Below are 22124 nucleotides of genomic sequence, written 5' to 3' on the forward strand. Positions count from 1 at the left end.
GCCGCACTCTGGATGCCTGGCTGGCATCTGTTTAGACCGGAGACCGTATCGTGCCCCAGATCATGCTTGTGTCCATGCTGCTGTTCTTTGTATTGACGGTGCCCGTGGCCATTGCCGTGGGGCTGGCCAATATGGCGGGGGTAGCGTGGGAGGGGCGCATGACGTTTCTGGTCATCGCCCAGCAACTGTACGCAGCCCTGGACAAATACCCTCTGGTGGCGGTGCCTTTCTTCATCCTGGCGGGTAACTTGATGGAATCGGGCGGCATGTCCAACCGTATGGTGGAGTTTGCCAAAAGCCTGGTCGGTGGTGTGCAGGGTGGTCTGGCGTGCAGCTGTGTGCTGACCTGCATGATTTTTGCGGCTGTGGCTGGCTCGAGTGTGGCAACAACCTTTGCGGTGGGGGCGATTCTGATTCCTGCCATGGTCCGGCATGGCTACCCGGCACCGTTCGCGGCGTCCTTGCAGGCTTCAGCGGCGGAGCTGGGGGTGATTATCCCGCCGTCCATTCCCATGATTCTGTTCGCTGTATCCACAGACACGTCGGTGGGCGAGCTGTTTGTTGCGGGTATTGGTCCTGGCTTGTTGATCGGCGGCGCTTTGATGATTTATGTGTGGTTGTACGCACGTCGTCATGGTTTGGGTTTGCAGGATGGTGTGGGCCGTCTGAGCGTTTGGACGGCCTTTCGTCAGGCGTGGCTGGCCTTGCTGATGCCGGTGATTATTCTTGGCGGAATTTACGGGGGTATTTTTACGCCTACCGAGGCTTCGGCTGTGGCGGTAGTCTATGCCTTGATCGTCAGCATGTTTATTTACCGCAGTGTTAAATGGGGCGATTTGTCCAAAGTACTGCATCGTTCCGTGGTGTCCACGGCGGTGATCATGTTCATCATTGCCAATGCGGGGGTGTTTGGCTTCTTGCTTAATCGCACCGGCATTCCGGCTGCCATGGGGATCTGGCTGGGGGAACTGTTCAGCAGCCCGATGATGTTCTTGCTGGGCGTGAACGCGGCCTTGTTTGTGGTGGGCATGTTCGTCGAGACTTCCGCCTCGATTGTGGTGCTGGCTCCGCTCTTGCTGCCGGTAGCGGTGCAGTTTGGGATTGATCCGGCGCATTTTGGCATCATCATGGTGGTCAATTTGGCGCTGGGAATGGTGACTCCGCCCTTTGGGGTGAACCTGTTTGCGGCGTGTTCAGTAGCCGGAATTTCTTTGGAAAAACTGATACGTCCCCTGCTGCCTTTTGTCGTTGTCATCCTGGCCTGCTTGATGCTGATCAGCTATGTGCCAGAAGTCAGTTTGTGGGCGCGAGACCTGGTGTACCGTTGATGAATTGTCTGCTTTCCTGAGCGCTGTTCATGAGCTACTTTCTCCTGTTGTTGGTTCACCTTCTGGCTGCAATTTTCTTCATCGGCACCGTGTTTTTCGAGGTGCTGATGTTGTCGCCTTTGGCGCGTCAGGTTTCCCGCCCATCGATGCGGGAGTTCGAATATGCCCTGGGGCGCCGCGCGCGTCGCATCATGCCTTGGGTTTTGTTATTGCTCTACGGTGCGGGCTTGAGTCTGGCCTGGCAGCATCGGGCCTTGTTTGAGGTCGGCGGGGCCAGGGCCTGGATTCTGGGTGTGAAAATCACCTTGGCCTTGAGTGTGTTTGGACACTTCCTGTCCGTCATGGTGATGAGCCGACGCAAAACCATGACAGCGCGGCGCTCACGGATTATTCACCTGAGTGTTTTTGCACACGTACTGCTGATTGTGGTGCTGGCTAAGGCTTTGTTTTATTTGCCGCTTTAGTCGTGGGTTTTCATGCTGTGGCATTGATGTTTAGAAAGGGTTTGGCTGTGGAATAGTGCTCGGATGCAGCTTGGCGTAGGGGAGCTTATTAAAAGCCAGGCGCGAGTCCGTGGGGCTCGGGGGGTGGGCTGAGCACTTGCCGGTGCTGCGCACCGGTGCCCTTGTCAGGAGATAGCGCAGGGCGCATCCTGAACTCGCACGATGGTTTGTCCACCGGACAAACCATAAGCGTCGTGCTCAAACAGCAGGATGCTTGGACCCCTGCGCTATCTCCTGCCCGCGGCAAGTACTCTGATCCGCCCACCCCCCGAGCCCCACGGACTCGCGCCTTCACACCGTTTTAATACCTCGGCCTTGCAACTCTGTTTCGGTTGAGTTTGCATTGGTTGTGGTTGTGGTGGCTGTGTGCAGTGTGTCGTGTGCTATGCACTATGTGTTGTTGTTGTTGTTGTTGTTGTTTGCTGTTCGATGTTTATGCTTGCTTAGCAGTTTATGTTTCGGTCGTTTCCTTATGCCGCTGCTCAGCGGTGTCATAAATACCGTGGTGGAACTGAGGTCATACGGGTAAGAAGTCTTGCAGCCTATGGGCAAAGAACTATTGTGAGCCGTTCAGGGACCGGGTTTGGGTCTCGGGGCGGTTCAGAGTACTTGCCGCAGGCGAGTGCGGGATCCGGGATGCAAGCGCCCTGTTGTTTGAGCCCGGCGTTTGTGGTTTGTCCGGGGGACAAACCACCGGGCGAGTTCAGGGTGCGCCCGGAGCCTGTACTCGACAAGGGAACCGGTGCGCAGCACCGGCAAGTGCTCAGCCCCGAGACCCAAACCCGGTCCCTGAACGGCGTCTTCACAGAGATTCTCTTCCCCAGCCTGCAAGCTCTAAAACGATTGCCCAAAAAAAAAGCCCCCCCAAAAAAGGGAGGCCATTTTTTCAAACAAGCCGAGCTTTACTCCGCCTTGCTGGCAGTCTTTTTAGCAGCTGTTTTCTTTGCAGCCGTCTTCTTGGCTGCTGTTTTCTTCACTGCTGTCTTTTTAGCCGCTGCTTTAGTCGCCGTTTTCTTGGCGGCTGTTTTGCGACCAGGCTTCTCTGGACGCGGCTCGAACTCAAAGCCGATCTTGCCGTCTGCCTGACGCACCAGGAAGGCCTTGAACTTGCGGTTGGTACGCGAGGACACGAAACCATCCAGCAGGTCTGTCTTGCCTTCACCCAACAGCTTGGCCATCTGCTCGCGGGTAATTTCCTGCTGCAAGATCACCTTGCCGCTACGGAAGTCGCAGCTCTTGGAGGGGCCCACGGACTTCTCGCACAAGTAACGCAAGCCGTGCTCAAAGACGGAAGACTGGCACTTGGGGCAGGGGCCGACCGGGGTCTGGCCGCTGAAATCCAGGGCTTCATCGTCATCGTCGTCGTTTTGGCCGAAGTCGAACTCCAGCTTGTACTCGTCGGTGATGCGCAAGAGGGCAGCAAAGGGGCGACCCATCTTGCTGATGAATCCAGGCAGCGGACCCAATTCTTTCTTGGCCAACAACTCTTCAACTTCAGGCAGTTCAAAGGTGCGACCACCGGGGTGCTTGCCGATAGAGAAATCGCAAGCCGTGCAGGCATAACGACGGTAATTCTCTTTGACCACGCCACCACATTTAGGGCATGGAGTCTGCAAAGTCGCGTAATCGCCCGGAACCGTGTCGCGCTCGTATTCTTTAGCGCGCTTGACGATAACTTGCGTCATCTGCGCGATTTCACGCATGAACACGTCGCGGTCCAGCTGACGTTGCTCGATCTGCTTGAGCTGGTGCTCCCACTCGCCAGTCAGTTCGGGCGAAGTCAGTTCGCTAACGCCCAGACCGGACAATAAAGTCATCAGCTGACGTGCCTTGGCGCTAGGAACCAGTTCTCGGCCTTCACGACGCAGATAGGCTTCGTTCAGCAGACCTTCAATAATGGCAGCGCGAGTGGCTGGCGTACCCAGACCACGCTCGGACATGGCTTCGCGCAGGGCTTCATCGTCAACCAGCTTGCCAGCGCTTTCCATGGCCGACAACAAGGTCGCTTCCGTAAAGCGTGCGGGCGGCTTGGTGGCCAGCGCTTTGGTATTCACATCTTCGGTGCGAACCTTCTCGCCATCGGCAACGGGCACCAGGGACGCATCTTCACCTTGAGCATCGCGGCCATAAATAGCCAGCCAGCCCGGTTTGACCAGCACTTTGCCTTCGGTCTTGAAGTGGTGACCGGATACCTGCGTGATACGCGTGGTGACGCGGAACTCCGCGGCTGGGAAGAACACGGCCAGGAAGCGACGGCTGATCAGCTCGTAAATCTTGTGCTCGGCATCGCTCAGCTCCCGAGGCACCTGCAAGGTGGGGATGATGGCAAAGTGATCCGAAACCTTTTTATTGTCGAAAATCCGACGGTTGGGCTTGACCCATTTCTGCTCAACCACTTCCTGCGCAAACGGCTGTACCGAAGCGCTGGCAGGCGTACCGCTGTCAGCCAGCGCACGCATGGTCTCTTGCACCGTACTTATATAGTCTTCGGGCAGATAGCGCGAATCGGTACGCGGGTAAGTCAGCGCCTTGTGGCGTTCGTACAGCGTCTGCGCCAAGGACAAGGTGGTCTTGGCGGAGAAGCCGAAGCGCGAGTTGGCTTCGCGTTGCAGCGAGGTCAAATCAAACAAGGCGGGCGACATCTGCGTGCTGGGCTTGGATTCCTCGGTGACCACACCGGGCTGCTCGCGGCAGGCGGCCACAATGGTTTGGGCAGCGGTCAGGGACCACAGACGCGAGTCTTTCTTCTCGGGGTCGTGCTCGTCTTTGGTGAATTTGGGGTCAAACCAGCGGCCGGTGTACAGGCCAGCAGCAGCAATAAAGTCCGCGTGTACTTCCCAGTAATCGCGCGACACGAACTGGCGAATGCGGTTCTCGCGCTCGTTCACGATAGCCAGCGTGGGGGTTTGCACACGGCCCACGGGAGTCTTGAAAAAGCCGCCATCCTTGCTGTTGAAGGCCGTCATGGCACGGGTGCCATTAATGCCTACCAGCCAGTCCGCTTCAGCGCGCGAACGGGCCGCCGCTTCCAGCGGTTTCATGTCTTCATCGTCACGCAGGTTTTCAAATGCTTCACGGATAGCCGATTGTGTCATCGAACGTAACCAAAGCCTTTGCACCGGCTTTTTCGCCCCGGCGTACTGCATAATGTAGCGAAAAATCAGCTCACCCTCGCGCCCCGCGTCACAGGCATTAATAACAGCGGTGACATCTTTTCGTTTGATCAGCTTGACCAGCAGTTTCAAGCGCTCAGTCGATTTCTTGTCCGTCGGGTTGAGCTCAAACTGAGGGGGAATAACAGGTAGATGTGTGAAGCTCCACTTGCCGCGGACCGGATCATTAGGGGCCACCAGGCCCAGCAGATGGCCGATGCTGGAGGCCAGCACATAGCGATCGCTTTCAAAATAATCACCTTCTCGAGTGAAACCGCCCAATGCCCGCGAGATATCTACGGCGACTGAAGGTTTCTCGGCAATGATTAGTGTTTTATCCATATGATTCCAGTGACAGCAACTGCGCTGCAATGCGCGAAATGATACGAGGTGCTTATCCCTCTATGCAAGTTATGAGACCTGACAAGACTAACGTATGGCCAACTGACTGGCGAGTGTTTCTGACAAAACTGGCCTGGGGGTTGGCCGTTTTGCTGCTCGCCAGTGGTCTGGTGACCTGGATTGCGGCCAATTGGGAAAACTGGGGGCACGTAGCCAAATTTGCCCTGGCTCAAGGCGCCGTGCTGGTTTCTGCAGGGCTGGCCTTGCTGTTTCGCCGACGTTCCGGCGGCTGGGGGCATGATCTGGGAGTGCCTGCTGCGTTGACCGGCCTGGCCGCCGTGGCCACGGGCGGTTTGCTGGCGCTGATTGGCCAGACTTATCAGACTGGCGCAGACCCTTGGCAGCTTTTCGCATTGTGGACTGTGCTGATCATACCTTGGGTATTCACAGTGCGCAGTGTCTTTCTGTCGGTGCTGTGGCTGGTACTGATCAATACCGCCTTGTACTTATGGATAGATGTTGCCCGCTTAGGCTGGTTTGGGCGCAGCTACACCACGCAGACCTTGCTGGCTCTGGCAGTCAATGCGCTGTTGTTGCTGGCAGCCGAAACCATCTGGCGTGCGCGTCATGACCCGTGGCGCATCGTGCCGCGGGTCGCAGCGATTGCGGTGGGCTTTTTCATCGGTGCCCAGGTCATGGAAGGCAACTTCCTGCTGGGACTGGTTCTGTTCCTGGTGCTGTACGGTATTTATCACTACCGCCGCCCGGATTTGCTGATCATGTCCTTGGCCTCGTTCGGCGCGTATGGTTCCTTGAGCATGCTGATTATCGAGTATGCAGCCGATGCGTTTCTGCTGATCGTGGTGGTGATTGTGGGCCTGGGCCTGGGCTTGCTGCGCTTCCTGCAGCAACAGGTCGTCCAGTGGCGACGGACTCATGGTAGCGAAGCGGCCGCAACTCAAGCATCGGTGAACGCAGCCATGGCAGCCAGTCCGGCTGCCTCAACAGCAGAGAACCTGGCCAACGCACAGGCTAGTGTTCAAGCTGACGCTCAGGACAGTGACGAGCATCACCCCTGGTATCTGCGCGTGATCAAGCTGTTCCTATACCTGCTGTTACCGCTGATTATTCTGCTGTACCTGGCTGTTTCTCTGGACTTGAGTCTGGAAGCGCTGGGTGTACTGGGTGGCATCATGGCTCTGGTGTCCCCCGTGCTGTTTGCCAAGGCCCATACGGTCTCCAGCCGGGATCTGGTCGGTGGCTGGGTGGCTTGCGCGGTGCTCTTGCTAAGCGTGCCGGTTGTGGACATGCGCTACCCCTGGCCACATGAAGTCAGCGCCATGATAGCCGTTGTGATCAGCACCTTGCTGTACAGGCTGGCCAAAGGACAGTTCGTATTGCGCATGTTGCTGGTGATTTGGGCACTGGCCGCGATCGAGTTTCTGATGATCGAGCGCCTGTTTGATCGCTGGACCATGATGCCTTATTGGGTGCTGGAAATGCCCGCGGCATTCATGTTCTTTGCTGCCTTGTTGTTAGGACATCTTTATTTGCGTGGTGAGCGCAAGCCGCATTTCTGGCTGCCCTTGTTCTGGTCCTTGCTGCTTGCTTCCCAGATTCATCTTGTTTCGGCGGGCACGCTGTTTTATTCCATGCCTTTTTGGGACGAGTCGCGGCCTTACCTGACCGTAGCTGGCTTTCTGCTGGCGATGGCTCCTTTGGCGATACTGGCGTTTTATTGGCGCGGCTGGCGTGACCAGCCCCTGGTCTATGGCATTGGCTTGCTGGGGATGGCTGCCTTGTGCGCGGTCTGGACACCCTATCCGCCGGTGGCCCTGGCCTTGAGCTGGATTCTGGTGGCTTATGCCTGGCGCTATCTCAGTTTGTTGGCCGTGGCCGTGGCAATGGGCCTGTTCTGCCTCTGGCGTCTGTACTACATCCTGAATATCAGCTTGTTGGATAAGGCTGAACTGTTGCTGGCAACCGGGGTGGGATGTCTGGTCTTTGCCTATTTGGGTCAGTTGAGTCGTAAGAAGACAGGGGCGGTAGCCGCGCCGCAGCAGGCACCAAAAGGTATGGTTGCCAGCGTTCTGTTGGGGACGGTGCTGGTGCTGGGCGTGGCCAACGTGGCTATCGTGCAAAAGGAACGTATCTTGAGCGATGGTCAGACGGTGTTGTTGGAGCTGGCTCCGGTGGATCCCCGTTCGTTGATGCAGGGCGACTATATGTCCTTGAACTTTGCCCTGTCGCAGAATCTGTCTGCCCTGTCCTGGGGCTTGCCCAAGGACGTGCTTGCCAAGATGGACGCTCAGCAGTGGGTGGTTGTGGCTGTGCAGCTGGATGCGAACAAGGTGGCGCAGCTCAAGGGGGTTTATCTGGAGCAGGACGGCCAGGAGCGTCTGTGGACCGAAGAAGGTCCTGTGGCTGAGCCTTCCGATGTGATGCGCTTGCGCATGCGTCGTCATCGCAGTAACTGGACGCCTGGAACAGATGCCTGGTTCTTCGCTGAAGGCTCGGCAGATCGCTTCGATGCCGCCCGTTATGGTGAGTTTGCGGTGGTCGAGGGTGGACAAAGCCTGCTGCGCGCGATGCTGGACGAGGACAGAAAGGAAATCAAGTGAGCCTGACCTGATCAGTTGCGCTCAATAGCCTGTAGCCGGATTGCCTCTATCTAATAAAGACAATCCGGCTTTTTCGTATCTGGGACTTGTTTCTATAGAGGTGACCAAGCCAGAGCCAGTCAGCAGCAAGCCCAATCAAAAAGGCCCGAATCCGATGAAGTGTCGGATTCGGGCCTTGGTTTTTTGTGTTGAAGGACCCTCTTTATCGGGGCCGTTTCCTGAACAAAAAATAGGTTCCTGTGTATCAGCTTAGTGGGACTGACGGGTGGAGTCGTCGCTGAGCAGCTCTTCAAAGATCAGGTGATCAATTTCGGCTTCGTGGCTCCACAAAACCATCAGGGCGACAATTTTTATTTTGTCCAACGAGACCGGGCTTTCGTCCACCGTCATGGCGCTTTCAATCAGAATTTCGCGCAGGTGGGCGGTAAGAGCGCCGGAATTTTGCAAAAAGGTGATGAAACCCATCGCGTCAGCGCCCAGCACATTCTGTTCGTGCTCAGAAAAAATACGCTGACTGTTGGGACTGAGTTGAGCCGTAGGCTGACACTGTTGCGAGGTCTCGCCCAGTGCATGTAACCAGCCCAGTGCGTCGTTGATGTCCTCGTCTTCAAAGCCAATAGCGGCCAATTTGTGGGCCAGAACCTCCGCCTTGGGACAGGACTGGGGGTTGTAATACGTCTCGAATAGATAAACCAGGATATCAAACATGGGTATAAGGTTGCCGTCCTAAGTGATTAAAAAAACTGCGTGATTTCGGTAACCAGTGACCAAACTTTACGCTGATTTGCGGTAGGGGGCAAATGGGGTGTTCAGGGGAAGGATGAGTCTTGCCTTGTGCATCCGGGCGGCTTTTCGCCGGGTTTTGCTCTGGCAGACGCCCTTGGCGGCAGGGCGTCTTTATGATTGAAACATAAATCGATTGTTGGGGTAGAAACTGTCGTTTATTTGAAACCCTAGCTGGCATCCGCATCCGCATCCGCATCCGCATCCGCATCCGCATCCGCATTCAGCCTCGGCTCGTGGCTCAGTTGTTCGGGCTTGGCTCCGCAGGCAGCGGGAAGCGCTGCGCCCACGCACTGATGGCCTGGCTCCAGAACCCGTCCAAGGTGTTCGCAGCCACGGGAGCAAAACCCAGAAAGGCCCAGACGCGTTGCAGCGTCTCCATAGGATGCTCCAGGTCAAAGGCCGGGGCATGGTTCTGTTTGGAGAGCTTGCGGCCTTGCTCATCGCAGGCCAGCGGCACGTGCAACGTGCGCGGAACAGGCAGGCCCAGGACTTTTTGCAGGACGCGCTGGCGGGCCGTGGAGCTGAGCAAATCCGCGCCGCGTACAACGTCAGTGATCTGGCTGTCCGCATCATCAATGACCACAACAAACTGGTAGGCCCAGAGCTTGTCGGCGCGCTTAAGAATGTAGTCCCCTACTTCCTTGGCTACGTCCTGTTGCTGCGGCCCGGCCCAGCGATCGGTGAAGTGTTCCACCCCTTCCGGGACACGCAGCCGCCATGCTCGGATGGTGCGGTCTGCCGGGATGCCGTGGCGGCAGGTGCCTGCATAGGGATATTCGTGCGAATCCGGGGCGACTGGCATGGAAGCCGCCAGAATTTCCTGACGGGTGCAGGCGCAGCCGTAGACCAGATCCCGCTCGCGCAGGCCCTCAAACACGTCCTGGTAGCGTGCCAGCCGCTGACTTTGCCAAATCACCTCGCCATCCCAGCGCATACCCAGACCTTGCAACTGCTGCATGATGATCTGGTCGGCCCCTGTGACAACGCGTGGTGTGTCTATATCTTCAATGCGCAGTAACCAGCGCCCGTTCTGGGCGCGTGCATCCAGGTAGCTGGCCATGGCAGCAACCAGCGAACCCTCGTGCAAGGGACCACTGGGACTAGGCGCAAAGCGACCACAGTAGGGGGTAAGAGGCTGGGCGGTCATGAGTCGTTCTTAACGGCAAGAGCCCCTGGGTGGGGGCTCTTGTTTGTGCGACTTTACGCCTATTTTTCCAGCCCGGCAATGCGTTTTACACGGGCTGGAAGGGAGTGGTTTTAGCTCTCCATGGTGACCAGTTCTGCGCCTTCGGGCACTTGATCGCCCACCGCAAAGAACAGCTCGGCCACGGTGCCGTCTGCCGGTGCCTGAATGGAGTGTTCCATTTTCATGGCTTCCATGACCAGCAGCACATCGCCCTGTTTGACGCTGTCACCTGCGCCCACATTCAAGGCAATGATCTTGCCCGGCATGGGAGCGGTCAGGCGGCCTCCGTGGGCTTCCTGGCTGTTGGTGCCAGCACTGGCCAGGGTGTCGACCACGGCCAAGGTCCAGTCCGAACCAGCCTGGGCAACTTGCAGATGGTCGCCATCTTGCAGCACCTGGGCGCGGTATTCGACCTGATCTAGCCACAGACGCAAGGTCAGGGTGTTGGCCAGACCAGCCCTTGCCTCGGCTTGCCAGCGCAGCGCGTGTTGGGTTTCGCCCAGCGTGATCTGCCACTGGTTGTCACGACGTTGCAGCAGCACTTCGTGGGCTTCTTCACCCAGTTGCAAGGCCACTTTCTGATCGTAGTCCCCGCTCAAACGCCAGGCGTCATGTACCGCCCACGGGTCGGAGTTGGGGGCTTGCCCGCTCATACCCTGGTGAATCAGCACAGTGCAGGCGGCGAAGGCCAGCACAGAAGCTGGAACGTCCTGATTGCTGGGGAACAGCGCATCGTGACGACGTGGGATCAGACCTGTATCCAGATCGGCTTGGGCAAAGGCCTCATCGCCCAGCAGACGTTGCAGGAAGGTCTTGTTGGTGTGTACACCGGCCACCTGAGTGTCAGCCAGCGTGCGAATCAGGCGACGACGGGCCTGTTCACGATCAGCACCATGGGTGATGACCTTGGCGATCATGGGGTCGTAGAAGGGGCTGATCACGCTGCCTTCACGCACACCGCTGTCGATACGCACATCCCCGGAGGTAAAGGACGCATGGGCGGGGTACTGCAAGCTGCGCAGCGTACCGATGGAGGGCAGGAAGTCCTTATCGGGGTTTTCGGCGTAGATACGGACTTCAATGGCGTGGCCATTGATGCTCAGCTCGTCCTGTTTGGCAGGCAAAGGCTGGCCGTCGGCCACACGCAATTGCCATTCCACCAGATCGTGGCCGGTAATCAGTTCGGTGACGGGGTGCTCCACTTGCAGGCGGGTGTTCATTTCCATGAAGTAGAAACGCCCGTCCTGCTCGGCAATAAACTCCACCGTGCCAGCGCCCACATAGTTCACGGCGCGGGCCGCTGCAATGGCGGCTTCGCCCATGGCCTGGCGACGTTCGGGCGTCATGCCGGGGGCGGGAGCTTCTTCAATCACTTTCTGGTGACGGCGCTGGACCGAACAATCGCGCTCGAACAGGTACACGTACCCACCGTGCTGGTCACCAAAGACCTGGATTTCGATATGGCGTGGCTTGGTAATGTAGCGCTCGATCAGCACGCGGTCGTCGCTAAAGCTGCTGGCGGCTTCGCGCTGGCAAGAGCGCAAGGCTTCCAGGAACGCACCGGACTCTTCCACAATGCGCATGCCTTTGCCGCCACCGCCAGCACTGGCTTTGATCAGCACGGGGTAGCCGATGTTGTCAGCTTGCTGGTGCAGAAAATCCGGGTCCTGGTTGTCGCCGTGGTAACCGGGCACCAGAGGCACACCGGCTTTTTCCATCAAGGATTTGGCGGCGGACTTGCTGCCCATGGCCGCAATGGCTTGAGCGGGCGGGCCCACAAAAATAATGCCGGCTTCTTCACAAGCGCGAGCAAAGTGCTCGTTCTCGGACAGAAAGCCGTAGCCAGGGTGGATGGCATTCGCGCCAGTGGCACGGGCGGCTTCCAGAATGGCGTCGATCTTCAAGTAACTGTCGCGTGGCTCGGGGCCACCGATGCGCACGGCTTGATCACAAGCACGTACGTGCTGGGCGTCGGCGTCCGCGTCGGAGTAAACCGCAACGGTACGCAGCCCCAGGCTGCGGGCAGTGGCGGCCACCCGGCAGGCAATTTCACCGCGATTGGCTATCAGCAGGGTCTGAAACACAGTGTCTCCTTGTCTTACATGCGGAACACGCCAAAGCGGGTGTCTTCAATAGGGGCGTTCAAGGCGGCGGACAGGCCCAGGGCCAGAACGCGCCGGGTATCCGAAGGCTGGATGATGCCGTCATCCCACAGACGCGCAGTGGCGTAGTAGGGGTGGCCTTCATGTTCGTATTGTTCGCGGATGGGGGCCTTGAAGGCTTCTTCTTCCTCGGCGCTCCAGCTTTGGCCACGAGCTTCCAGGCCATCACGGCGCACGGTAGCCAGCACGCTGGCCGCCTGCTCACCACCCATGACCGAGATGCGGGCATTGGGCCAGAGAAACAGCAGGCGCGGGCTGAAGGCACGGCCACACATGCCGTAGTTACCGGCACCAAAGGAGCCGCCCAGAATCACGGTGAACTTGGGCACGGCCGCGGTAGACACGGCAGTGACCAGCTTGGCGCCATGACGGGCAATCCCTTCATTTTCGTACTTGCGGCCCACCATGAAGCCGGTGATGTTTTGCAGGAACACCAGAGGCGTCTTGCGCTGGCAGCACAGTTCAATGAAGTGCGCGCCCTTCTGTGCCGCTTCCGAGAACAGAATGCCGTTATTGGCGATGATGCCCACGGGCATGCCGTGGATATGGGCAAAGCCGGTTACCAGCGTGGTGCCAAAGCGGGCCTTGAATTCGTCAAAATCCGAATCATCCACAATGCGGGCGATCACTTCGCGCACATCGTAGGGCTTGCGGGTGTCGGCAGGGATGATGCCGTTCAGCTCTTGCGGGTCGTAACGTGGCTCGCGGACTTCTTTCAGCGGCCAGGGCAGTTTTTTCTCGCGGTTCAGGCGGCCGACGCAGCGGCGTGCCAGTTCCAGCGCATGCAGATCGTTCTCGGCCAGATGGTCAGCCACGCCGGACAGACGGGTGTGCACATCGCCACCGCCCAGGTCTTCTGCGCTGACTTCTTCACCTGTCGCGGCTTTCACCAGTGGCGGGCCACCCAGGAAGATGGTGCCCTGATCGCGCACGATGATGGACTCATCGCTCATGGCCGGAACGTAGGCACCGCCAGCGGTACACGAACCCATCACCACGGCGATCTGTGCAATCCCCTGGGCCGACATATTGGCCTGGTTGTAGAAGATGCGGCCAAAGTGGTCCCGGTCCGGGAATACGTCTTCCTGATTGGGCAGATTGGCCCCGCCCGAGTCCACCAGGTACACGCAAGGCAGATTGTTCTGTTGGGCAATTTCCTGAGCACGCAAATGCTTCTTCACCGTCAGCGGATAGTAGGTACCGCCCTTGACCGTCGCGTCGTTGCAGACCACCACGCATTCAATGCCCGCAATGCGGCCAATGCCCGTGATGATGCCGGCACCGGGAGACTCGTTGTTATAGACGTCCTGGGCAGCCAGAGGCGAGAGCTCCAGAAAGGGAGTACCGGGATCAAGCAGACGTTCGACGCGCTCGCGGGGCAGCAGCTTGCCGCGACCCACATGACGTTGCCGGGAGGATTCGGACCCACCCAAGGCGGTTTTCTGTAGCTTTTGGCGCAGATCAAGGATCAGGGCCTGCATGATCGAGGCGTTGTCCTGAAAGTCTTGGGAACGCGGATTGATGCGGGATTCAATAACTGACATGGCGTGCCTGGAAAGAGAACAGAGAAAAGCCCATAAAATCAGCCGGGCCGCAGCCCGGCTGATGAGCTTGCTTTAAACCAGCTCGACGGCCAGGGCGACAGCTTCGCCACCGCCAATGCACAGCGAGGCAATACCGCGCTTGCCGCCGGTCTTGCGCAGTGCGCCGATCAAGGTTGCCAGAAGGCGAGCACCCGATGCACCGATGGGGTGACCCAGGGCAGTTGCGCCACCATGGATATTGACCTTGTCGTGCGGGATGTTCAGCTCTTTCATGGCGGCCATGGTGACCACGGCAAAGGCTTCATTGATCTCGAACAGATCAACGTCGGCCACGCTCCAGCCGGTTTTATCCAGCAGCTTCTGGATAGCGGCCACAGGCGCGGTCGTGAACCAGGCGGGTTCCTGAGCGTGCTGGGTGTGAGCCACAATGCGGGCCAGCGGAGTTGCATCCAGTTCCTTGGCTTTCTCTTCGGTGGTGATCACCATGGCGGCGGCACCGTCCGAAATGGACGAGGCGTTGGCAGCGGTAATCGTGCCGTCTTTCTTGAAAGCGGGACGCAGCGTGGGGATCTTCTCGGGCATGGCTTTGGTGGGGGCTTCATCCTTGGCCACAACGACATCACCCTTGCGACCAGCGATGGTGACTGGCGCAATTTCCCATTCAAAGCTGCCGTCATCGCTGGCTTGGCGAGCGCGGCGCAGCGATTCCAGCGCGTAGGCGTCCTGCTCTTCGCGGCTGAATTCGTATTTGCTGGCGCAATCTTCGGCAAACACACCCATGGCGGTGCCACGGCTGTACGCGTCTTCCAGGCCGTCCATGGCCATGTGGTCATACACGGTGGAGTGACCGTAGCGGTAGCCTTCACGGCCCTTGAGCAGCAGGTAAGGGGCATTGCTCATGCTTTCCTGACCGCCTGCCACCACCACGTCCACGCTGCCTGCCTTGAGCAGGTCGTGGGCAAACATGGCCGCTTTCAGTCCGGAACCGCACACCTTGTGAATGGTGGTGCAAGCCACGCCCTGGGGCAGACCGGCGCCCAAGGCAGCCTGGCGTGCAGGGGCCTGGCCCTGACCGGCTTGCAGCACGTTACCCATGATCACTTCGTCGACCTTGTCGGCCTGAATGCCCGAGCGCTCCATGGCCGCCTTGATGGCGACGGCGCCCAGTTCGTGGGCGGCCAGATCGGACAGGCTACCCATCATGCCGCCCATAGGGGTGCGGGCGATCGAGACGATGACAACGGAATTAGTCATGAAAGACTCCTGGTTGCAAAGAGGAGACCGGCGCGCGCTTGGCAAACTCGTGCAGCTGCCGATCTTTGTTATACGGAAAAATATTTTCGATCCGACCCTGTGTCACTCGCAAGCGGCACTGAGTCCACCATTCAGGCTCCAGCAGTTCTGCATGGTGGGCCATGAAGGCTTTGCGAATACGAGGGTCGGTCAATAGAAAGTAGCCGAATTCTTCGGGAAATACATCGTTCGGGCCGATGGGGTACCAGGGTTCGCTGGCCATCTCGGCTTCTTCGTTCGGTGCGGGCGGAATGGCGCGGAAGTTCATCTCGCGCATGTGCTGGATTTCGTCGTAGTCATAGAAGACGACGCGGCCCAGACGGGTCACACCAAAGTTCTTGAACAGCATGTCGCCCGGGAAAATGTCGGCGGCGGCCAGTTCCCGGATGGCCTTGCCGTATTGCTCCACGGCGGCATTCAGGGCGGGGTCGCTGGCCTTGTTCAGATACAGGTTCAGCGGTGTCATGCGCCGTTCAATGTAGACGTGGCGCAGCAAGATGGTGTCCTCGGACTCTTCCAGCAGGCTGGGCACTTCGCGGCGCAGCTCTTCCAGCAAGGCTTGCGAAAAACGTGCCTTGGGCAAGGCAACCTGGGCGTAATCCCAGGTGTCGGCCATGCGCCCGACACGATCATGTTTTTTGACCAGCTGGTATTTGCTGCGCACCGTGGCGTGGTCCATGCCCTGCTTTTGAATGCGGTCACGGATCAGCTTGAACACATAGGGGTAGGACGGCAGGGTGAATACCGTCATCACCATACCGGCAATACCGGGTGCCAGATCAAAGTGATCGTGCGAGTGCGACAGGTGATGCAGAAAGTCGCGATAGAACAGGGTCTTGCCCTGCTTTTGCAGGCCGATGGCGGTGTACAGCTCGGCCTTGGGCTTGCGGGGCAGCAGGCTGGACAGGAAGTCCACATAGGCCGACGGTGCTTCCATATCGACCAGGAAATAGGCGCGGGTAAAGCTGAACAGCGTGGACAGGTCGTCCGTGGTGTGCAGCAAGGCATCTATATACAAGTGTCCCGAGGGGCGATGCAAAATAGCGATCGAAAACGGCAGCACTTCACCCTGATTGATCAGGCGACCCACTACATAGGCACCCTTGTTGCGAAAGAACAGGGAGTTCAGCACCTGAATCTGACAATCCGAGCCAATGCGCGAGCCATAGCCACGTGGCAGGCGGCGGCACAGTTGGCGCACGGCCATGCGAGCCAGCGTGCGCACATCGCGCGGCAGGTCGGCAAAGGGGGCGGCCAGACCGAAGTCGGCCAGCATACTGGTCAGACTGGCTTCCAGACCTTCTTCGGTGGGGTAATAGACCCGATACGAAGGCAGCGCGCCGTCCAGATAATCCGTGGCAACGGCTGGGCGCACGAAAATGAATTCGTTGCGGAAGTAGTGCCGATGCAGCACGCGGCAGGAGACGGAGTTGAAAAAAGTCTCCGCACATTCTGGCTGACGGTGACCCGAGAGCAGGCGTACAAACTCCGCCTTGGCCTGCAACCACAACTGCTGCTGGGCCTCGTCCAGATGAGCCGGATCGGACGGCGTGGGCTGATGCAGGCGCAGGTTCTGGCTAAGCATGGCTGCGCATTCGCGCACCCGTGTGGCGTAGTACTCGATACGTTCGCGCGAGAGCTGCTGAATACCATGCCAGTCGCCTGATTCGTACAAAGACTTGGCGCGCTGGGCGCTGTAGCGAAACAGCGCATAGTGGCGATTGAAACCATCCAGCATGGCCTGGGCCACCTGGATAGCCGTCATCCCCGGTTTTTGAACCGGGGTAATGATGGTGGTTTCGCCAAAATCAGGGTTGGACATGCCTCTGCCTTTTTAGGCGGTTTCAGCGAACAGTTCGCGGCCGATCAGCATGCGGCGGATTTCACTGGTGCCCGCGCCGATCTCGTACAGCTTGGCATCGCGCCACAGGCGGCCTGTGGGGAATTCGTTGATGTAGCCGTTGCCGCCCAGAATCTGGATGCCTTCGCCGGCCATCCAGGTGGCTTTTTCAGCGCTGTACAGGATCGCGGCAGCGCAGTCTTTACGCACGGAACGCACGTGGCCTGCACCCAGACGATCCAGGTTCTTGCCCACGGCATAGCACAGGGCGCGGCTGGCTTGCAGGGTGGTGTACATATCGGCCACCTTGCCTTGAATCAGCTGGAATTCGCCAATGGCCTGGCCGAACTGCTTGCGGTCGTGGATGTAGGGAATCACCACATCCATCACCGCCTGCATGATGCCCAGCGGGCCACCGGCCAGCACGGCGCGTTCGTAGTCCAGGCCGGACATCAGCACTTTGACGCCACCGTTCAGTTGGCCCAGCACGTTTTCTTCTGGCACCTCACAGTCCTGGAACACCAGTTCGCCCGTGTGGCTGCCGCGCATGCCCAGCTTGTCCAGCTTTTGGGCAACGGAGAAACCGGCAAAATCTTTTTCGATCAGGAAGGCGGTAATGCCGCGTGCACCGGCTTGCGGGTCCGTCTTGGCGTATACCACCAGGGTGTTAGCGTCCGGGCCGTTGGTAATCCACATTTTGGAGCCATTGAGCACGTAGCGATCGCCCTTCTTTTCGGCGCGCAGCTTCATGCTGACCACGTCCGAACCGGCACCGGGCTCACTCATGGCAAGGGCACCAATATGCTCGCCGCTGATCAGCTTGGGCAGGTATTTCTGCTTCTGGGCTTCCGTACCGTTGCGGTTGATCTGGTTCACACAGAGGTTGGAATGCGCGCCGTAGGACAGGGCCACCGAGGCGCTGGCACGGGAGATTTCTTCCATTGCGATCATGTGGGCCAGATAGCCCAGGTTTGCACCACCGTATTCTTCACTGACGGTCATGCCCAACAAACCCATCTCACCGAACTTCTTCCACAAGTGCATGGGGAACTGGTCATCGTGATCCAGTTGAGCCGCTAAAGGGGCAATTTCGGCCTGGGAGAAGTCGGCGACAGCGTCGCGCAGCATGTCCAGGTCGGAGCCAAGATCGAAATTCAGGCCGGGCAGGCTCATGAGACACTCCGTGGAAATAAATGGGTTGTGGAATTGTATTTATATTACGTTTACGTAAACGTAATATATATGGGTTTTCCCTTATCGGGATTCCAGTTTCAATTGTTCGCTCATGGTGTGACAGATATCGAGCTGATCCTGGATTTCCTGCAAGGTCTGGTCCAGGTCCTGCCGCTGGCGCTCCAGGCGCAGGCGATGCTCGTTCAATACCTCCTGATAGTGCTTAAGCTGGGAGGCCGTGTCCATCGGGGATTCATACATATTGATCAGCCGCAGAATCTCCGATAACTGCAGCCCCAGCCTTTTGCCGCGCAGGGCCAGCTTCAGGCGGGCGCGATCACGGGGCTGATAAATGCGCTGAGTGCCTTGGCGCAGCGGGCTCAAGATTCCTTGATCTTCATAGAAGCGCAGGGTGCGGGGCGTGATGCCAAACTCATGCGCCAGATCCGATATTGTCCAGGTTGTCGTTGTCATTTTTAGTGTGATTTACGTAAACGTAAACTATCATGCCATAGAGCCGGGGTGGGAACTAGGGCCTGTTAACCGTAAAAGGAGCCTCACACTGGCTGGTAATCAAGCAGCAGACTAGGCGCGCAAGCCGCAGCGTGGTGGTTCCACGCAAGGCGTGGGCAACGACGTATGCTGCTTGATTACCAGCCAGCCCAAAGGGTGAGTATGCAAACACAAGCCTGCCTGCGTTGCGAATGCTCGCCGTGGACCCGCCACGGCTCTGCTTCGCGCCTTGCCATGCTTGTGTTTGCATACTCATGTGAGGCTCCTTTTACGGTTAACAGGCCCTAGCCTTTTAGTATGGTCTGCCCTTACGCCCTACAAGAGCCATTCATTGGAGCGAGCATGAATCCTAACGAACAAAAATTGAATTATCCCTGGGCAGATACCCTGCCCCCTGCAGGCGGCAGCCTGGAAGTCGCGCCGGGGTTGCGTTGGCTGCGTATGCCTTTGCCCTTTGCGCTGGATCACATCAATCTGTGGCTATTGCGCGACCAAATCGATGGCCGCGAGGGCTGGACGATTGTGGACTGTGGCGTGGCTCGCCCCGAAGTGCGCGAGCTGTGGGAACAGGTTTTTCAGAATGAGCTGCAAGGCTTGCCCGTGCTGCGTGTGATCGTCACGCATATGCACCCGGATCATGTTGGTTTGGCGGACTGGTTGTGCCAGCGCTGGAATGCGCCGCTGTGGATCAGCATGACGGATTACGCGACCGCCAAGCTGTGGTCCGGTACGGGTGGACGCCAGACTGGTGCGGAAGCCGGTGGCCCGAATGGTGTGGCGGCAGAAGCGCATTTTGTCCGTCATGGCCTGCAGGATGAGAAAGCCCGTGAGCAGATTCGCAGCCGCGGCGATTACTACCCATCCATGGTGCCGTCGGTGCCCGAGCGCTTTGTGCGTTTGATGGATGGTCAGCGTGTGGTGATTGCCGGTCGCCCCTGGCGCTTGATTGTGGGTTACGGCCATGCCCCCGAGCATATGTCTCTGTACTGTGAAGAACTGAAGGTGCTGATCTCCGGGGACATGCTCTTGCCGCGTATCTCCACCAATATCAGCGTGTTCGATACCGAGCCTTTTGCCAATCCGCTGCCCTTGTATCTGAACTCCCTGCTGTCCTATCAGGATCTGGCCCCGGACACCCTGGTGCTGCCTTCGCATGGCAAGCCTTTCCGGGGCATGCACGAGCGCATTCGTCAGCAGCAGGAGCACCACGCCGAGCGTCTGGAAGAAGTCCTGGAAGCCTGTGCCCAGCCCTGTACCGCTGCGGACATTTTGCCCGTGCTGTTCCACCGCAAGCTGGACTCGCACCAGATGACTTTCGCCATGGGCGAGGCTATTGCCCACCTGCACGCCTTGTATTTCGACGATCGTTTGCGTCGCGAAATGGGCGAGGACGGGGTTTACCGCTTCCAGCGTATCTGAATACCGGGGCGCCTCTTAATAAGAGGGGCAATATAGCAACTGTCGGCATAGGCGACCGGGCCTGCTGGCCTGTGGTAGCGTAGAGCTTTTCTTGCTACTGCCTGCCGACACTATGAGCTCTGATCTCGCCCTGGACACCGCCCTGCAACATACTGGTCTGGCCCCGTTCGATCCGCATACGGATGCGGCGCCGGTGGCTGTGCCCATCATGCGCACCAGTACGGTGCGCTTTCGCAATCTGGATGCCTTGGACCGTGCTCAGGCTGACAAGGCCGATCCTGAAAAACGTTCGGTCACCTATGGGCGCTCGGGTATGGATACCCATGCCGCGCTGGAGCAGGTGTTCTGTCAGTTGGAGTCTGCCACTCAGGCTTTGCTGGCACCGTCGGGCATGGCAGCGATTACCTTAGGTTTGCTGGCCTTGCTGGATTCGGGCGATCACGTGCTGATTGCCGACAGTGCTTATGGCCCGGTGCGTTATCTGGAAAAGACCGTATTGCGTCGCATGGGTATACAGGCCACGTTCTGCGCGCCGACCCCGGAGGAAATGGCCCGTCATTTGCAGGACAATACCCGCATGGTGTACGTGGAATCACCCGGTTCCTTGCTGATGCAGATGCTGGATATGCCCGCCTTGGCGGAGTTTGGCCGCAAGCATGACTTGCTGCTGGTCACCGATAACACCTGGGGCTCGGGCTATATCTACCGTCCCTTGGAATTGGGTTTTGACGTGTCTATCGTGGCTGGGACCAAGTATGTGGCAGGCCACTCCGACTTGATGTTGGGTGCAGTCATGTCCGCAGATCCAGCAATCAACAAACGCCTGCACGACAACCACTATGCGCTGGGTTTTTCCATCAGCGCCGACGATGCCTGGTTGGCCTTGCGCGGTGTACGTACCCTGCCTATTCGTATGCGTGAAAGCGCCGCCAATGCCCTGGCTGTGTGTCAGTTTCTGGATAGCCGTCCCGAAGTCACCCGCATCTATCACCCGGCATGGCCGCAAGATCCAGGCCATGCTTTGTGGCAACGCGACTGCACCGGCTCTAACGGCATGTTGTCGGTGCAGCTACGATTGAACAATGCGCAAGCCCGTGCGTTTGTCGATGCCCTGACGCTGTTTGGTATCGGCTTTTCCTGGGGGGGCTTTGAAAGCCTGGTGCAGTTGGTGGATACGGCATTTCTAAGTGGCCATAGTTACTGGCAGGACAGCCAGGACAGTCTGGTGCGCCTGCATATCGGCCTGGAGTCCACCAAGGACTTGTGTGCCGACCTGACACAGGCTTTTGAAAAGGCGGCGCAGGCTTAGGCTCTTAACTGACTGCTCTAGTCAGGGACGCACCCTGGCTTTAATAAATGGCGCAGAATTGCAATGACGTTGGAATCCCGTACCTTCTTGTAAGCCGCTGTTATCGAATTACTGACGAGTTACCGGCAGCTAATAAATCACAGATATAGAAACGCCAAGGGCCCTCAAAACCGGAACGGATCCAGTCTTGAGGGCCCTTGGCTGTATGGCTCAGCCAGATCGCTGATTAGCGATTGGTGACCATTTTCACCAGCTCTTGAGCCTTGGTGATGCTTTCGTCGTAGCCATTGGCCAGTGCAGGTGAAGTCACGAACTTGCCGCCCACGGCCAGGCTGGGTGTGCCCTGGATCTGGTAGGTGTTGGACAGTTCGTTGGCTTTATTGGCCTTGGTCTGTACGCCAAAGGAGTTGAAGGTCTGCTCGAAGCGGGCCTTGTCCACGCCTTGCTGGGCTGCCCAGGCCGTGATGGTCTTGGCATCAAAAATGCGCTCACGCTTCTGGTGAATGGCTTCAAACACCTTGGGATGCAGGTCCAGACGGTCCATGGCTTCCAGGGTGTAGTACAGCTTTTGCAGATCGGTCATGCCGGCATTGAAGGCAACAGGCACACGGCGCAGCACGACATTGTCGGGCAGAGTCTTGGACCAGGCTTCAACCTTGGGTTCCAGAATGGCGCAGTGTGGGCAGCTGTAGGAGAAGAACTCCAGCACTTCGGTTTTACCGACGCTGTCCGAGGGCTGAGCCGCAGGCAGGGTAACGTAGCCTTGGTCGGCTTGTTGAGCCAGCGCGCTGGTGGCGGGCAACAAGGTCGCCCCAGCCAACAGACTGGCACCGACCAGGGATCGTACAAACAATGCGTTCAGCTTCATGAATCAATTTCCTTAATGGGGAAGATGAGGTTTATGACCTGTGCAATGGCGGAAAAGTTCACCTTGGGGCTGCCTTGGGCACAAA

The 22124-nt window shown here is 58.2% G+C and carries 15 protein-coding genes; 5 read left to right on the plus strand and 10 right to left on the minus strand.

All coding sequences use genetic code 11. The annotated features are described in order from the left end of the window. Nucleotides 1–74 precede the first annotated feature (74 nt). Nucleotides 75–1328, plus strand: coding sequence for a TRAP transporter large permease (locus CPY64_RS18365; RefSeq protein WP_247604818.1), 1254 nt, complete (start codon nucleotides 75–77; stop codon nucleotides 1326–1328). A gap of 29 nt (nucleotides 1329–1357) precedes the next feature. Continuing rightward, nucleotides 1358–1792: a CopD family copper resistance protein gene (locus CPY64_RS18370; protein ID WP_009463604.1), complete on the plus strand. Its 435-nt coding sequence runs from the start codon at nucleotides 1358–1360 to the stop codon at nucleotides 1790–1792. A 941-nt stretch (nucleotides 1793–2733) separates the two neighbouring features. On the opposite strand, the gene CPY64_RS18375 is transcribed toward CPY64_RS18370, so the two are convergent. Continuing rightward, nucleotides 2734–5325 (minus strand): DNA topoisomerase III, encoded by a 2592-nt coding sequence (locus tag CPY64_RS18375; protein ID WP_042484801.1) that lies wholly within the window; start codon nucleotides 5323–5325, stop codon nucleotides 2734–2736. A 113-nt stretch (nucleotides 5326–5438) separates the two neighbouring features. On the opposite strand from CPY64_RS18375, the gene CPY64_RS18380 reads away from it, so the two are divergent. Next, a complete protein-coding gene (locus CPY64_RS18380) occupies nucleotides 5439–7946 on the plus strand; it encodes a GDYXXLXY domain-containing protein (RefSeq protein ID WP_042484799.1) in 2508 nt (835 codons plus the stop codon). A gap of 249 nt (nucleotides 7947–8195) precedes the next feature. Here the strand turns inward: CPY64_RS18380 and CPY64_RS18385 are convergent, their stop codons facing one another. From CPY64_RS18385 to CPY64_RS18420, 8 genes are all read right to left on the minus strand, one after another. Continuing rightward, on the minus strand, nucleotides 8196–8654 hold the full coding sequence (locus CPY64_RS18385; RefSeq protein ID WP_042484796.1) for a Smg family protein: 459 nt from the start codon (nucleotides 8652–8654) through the stop codon (nucleotides 8196–8198). A gap of 316 nt (nucleotides 8655–8970) precedes the next feature. After that, on the minus strand, nucleotides 8971–9879 hold the full coding sequence (gluQRS, locus tag CPY64_RS18390) for a tRNA glutamyl-Q(34) synthetase GluQRS (RefSeq protein ID WP_042484794.1): 909 nt from the start codon (nucleotides 9877–9879) through the stop codon (nucleotides 8971–8973). A gap of 110 nt (nucleotides 9880–9989) precedes the next feature. After that, nucleotides 9990–12002 carry an acetyl/propionyl/methylcrotonyl-CoA carboxylase subunit alpha gene (locus CPY64_RS18395; RefSeq protein WP_042484790.1) on the minus strand — a complete coding sequence of 671 codons (2013 nt, stop codon included), beginning with the start codon at nucleotides 12000–12002 and terminating at the stop codon, nucleotides 9990–9992. Between the two features lie 14 nt (nucleotides 12003–12016). Then, nucleotides 12017–13624, minus strand: coding sequence for a carboxyl transferase domain-containing protein (locus CPY64_RS18400; protein WP_042484787.1), 1608 nt, complete (start codon nucleotides 13622–13624; stop codon nucleotides 12017–12019). A 72-nt stretch (nucleotides 13625–13696) separates the two neighbouring features. Beyond that, nucleotides 13697–14878, minus strand: coding sequence for an acetyl-CoA C-acyltransferase (locus CPY64_RS18405; RefSeq protein WP_042484783.1), 1182 nt, complete (start codon nucleotides 14876–14878; stop codon nucleotides 13697–13699). After that, nucleotides 14871–16682, minus strand: coding sequence for a bifunctional isocitrate dehydrogenase kinase/phosphatase (aceK, locus tag CPY64_RS18410; RefSeq protein WP_042485266.1), 1812 nt, complete (start codon nucleotides 16680–16682; stop codon nucleotides 14871–14873). Before aceK ends, CPY64_RS18405 begins: the two co-directional genes overlap by 8 nt. 69 nt (nucleotides 16683–16751) lie before the next feature. Continuing rightward, nucleotides 16752–17930, minus strand: coding sequence for an isovaleryl-CoA dehydrogenase (locus tag CPY64_RS18415; protein ID WP_042484781.1), 1179 nt, complete (start codon nucleotides 17928–17930; stop codon nucleotides 16752–16754). Between the two features lie 81 nt (nucleotides 17931–18011). Next, entirely contained in the window at nucleotides 18012–18404 is a 393-nt protein-coding gene (locus tag CPY64_RS18420) for a MerR family transcriptional regulator (protein WP_009463587.1), read from the minus strand. A gap of 381 nt (nucleotides 18405–18785) precedes the next feature. On the opposite strand from CPY64_RS18420, the gene CPY64_RS18430 reads away from it, so the two are divergent. Together CPY64_RS18430 and metC are read left to right on the plus strand one after the other, a co-directional pair. Continuing rightward, nucleotides 18786–19862: an MBL fold metallo-hydrolase gene (locus CPY64_RS18430; RefSeq protein WP_042484775.1), complete on the plus strand. Its 1077-nt coding sequence runs from the start codon at nucleotides 18786–18788 to the stop codon at nucleotides 19860–19862. Between the two features lie 112 nt (nucleotides 19863–19974). Next, complete coding sequence (metC, locus tag CPY64_RS18435) at nucleotides 19975–21171, plus strand: cystathionine beta-lyase (protein WP_042484772.1); 1197 nt, start codon at nucleotides 19975–19977, stop codon at nucleotides 21169–21171. A 226-nt stretch (nucleotides 21172–21397) separates the two neighbouring features. Here metC and CPY64_RS18440 read toward each other — a convergent pair whose 3' ends face one another. After that, complete coding sequence (locus CPY64_RS18440; protein WP_026483858.1) at nucleotides 21398–22039, minus strand: thiol:disulfide interchange protein DsbA/DsbL; 642 nt, start codon at nucleotides 22037–22039, stop codon at nucleotides 21398–21400. Nucleotides 22040–22124 lie beyond the last annotated feature (85 nt).

The organism is Alcaligenes faecalis, assembly GCF_002443155.1.
Taxonomy (GTDB): domain Bacteria; phylum Pseudomonadota; class Gammaproteobacteria; order Burkholderiales; family Burkholderiaceae_B; genus Alcaligenes; species Alcaligenes faecalis.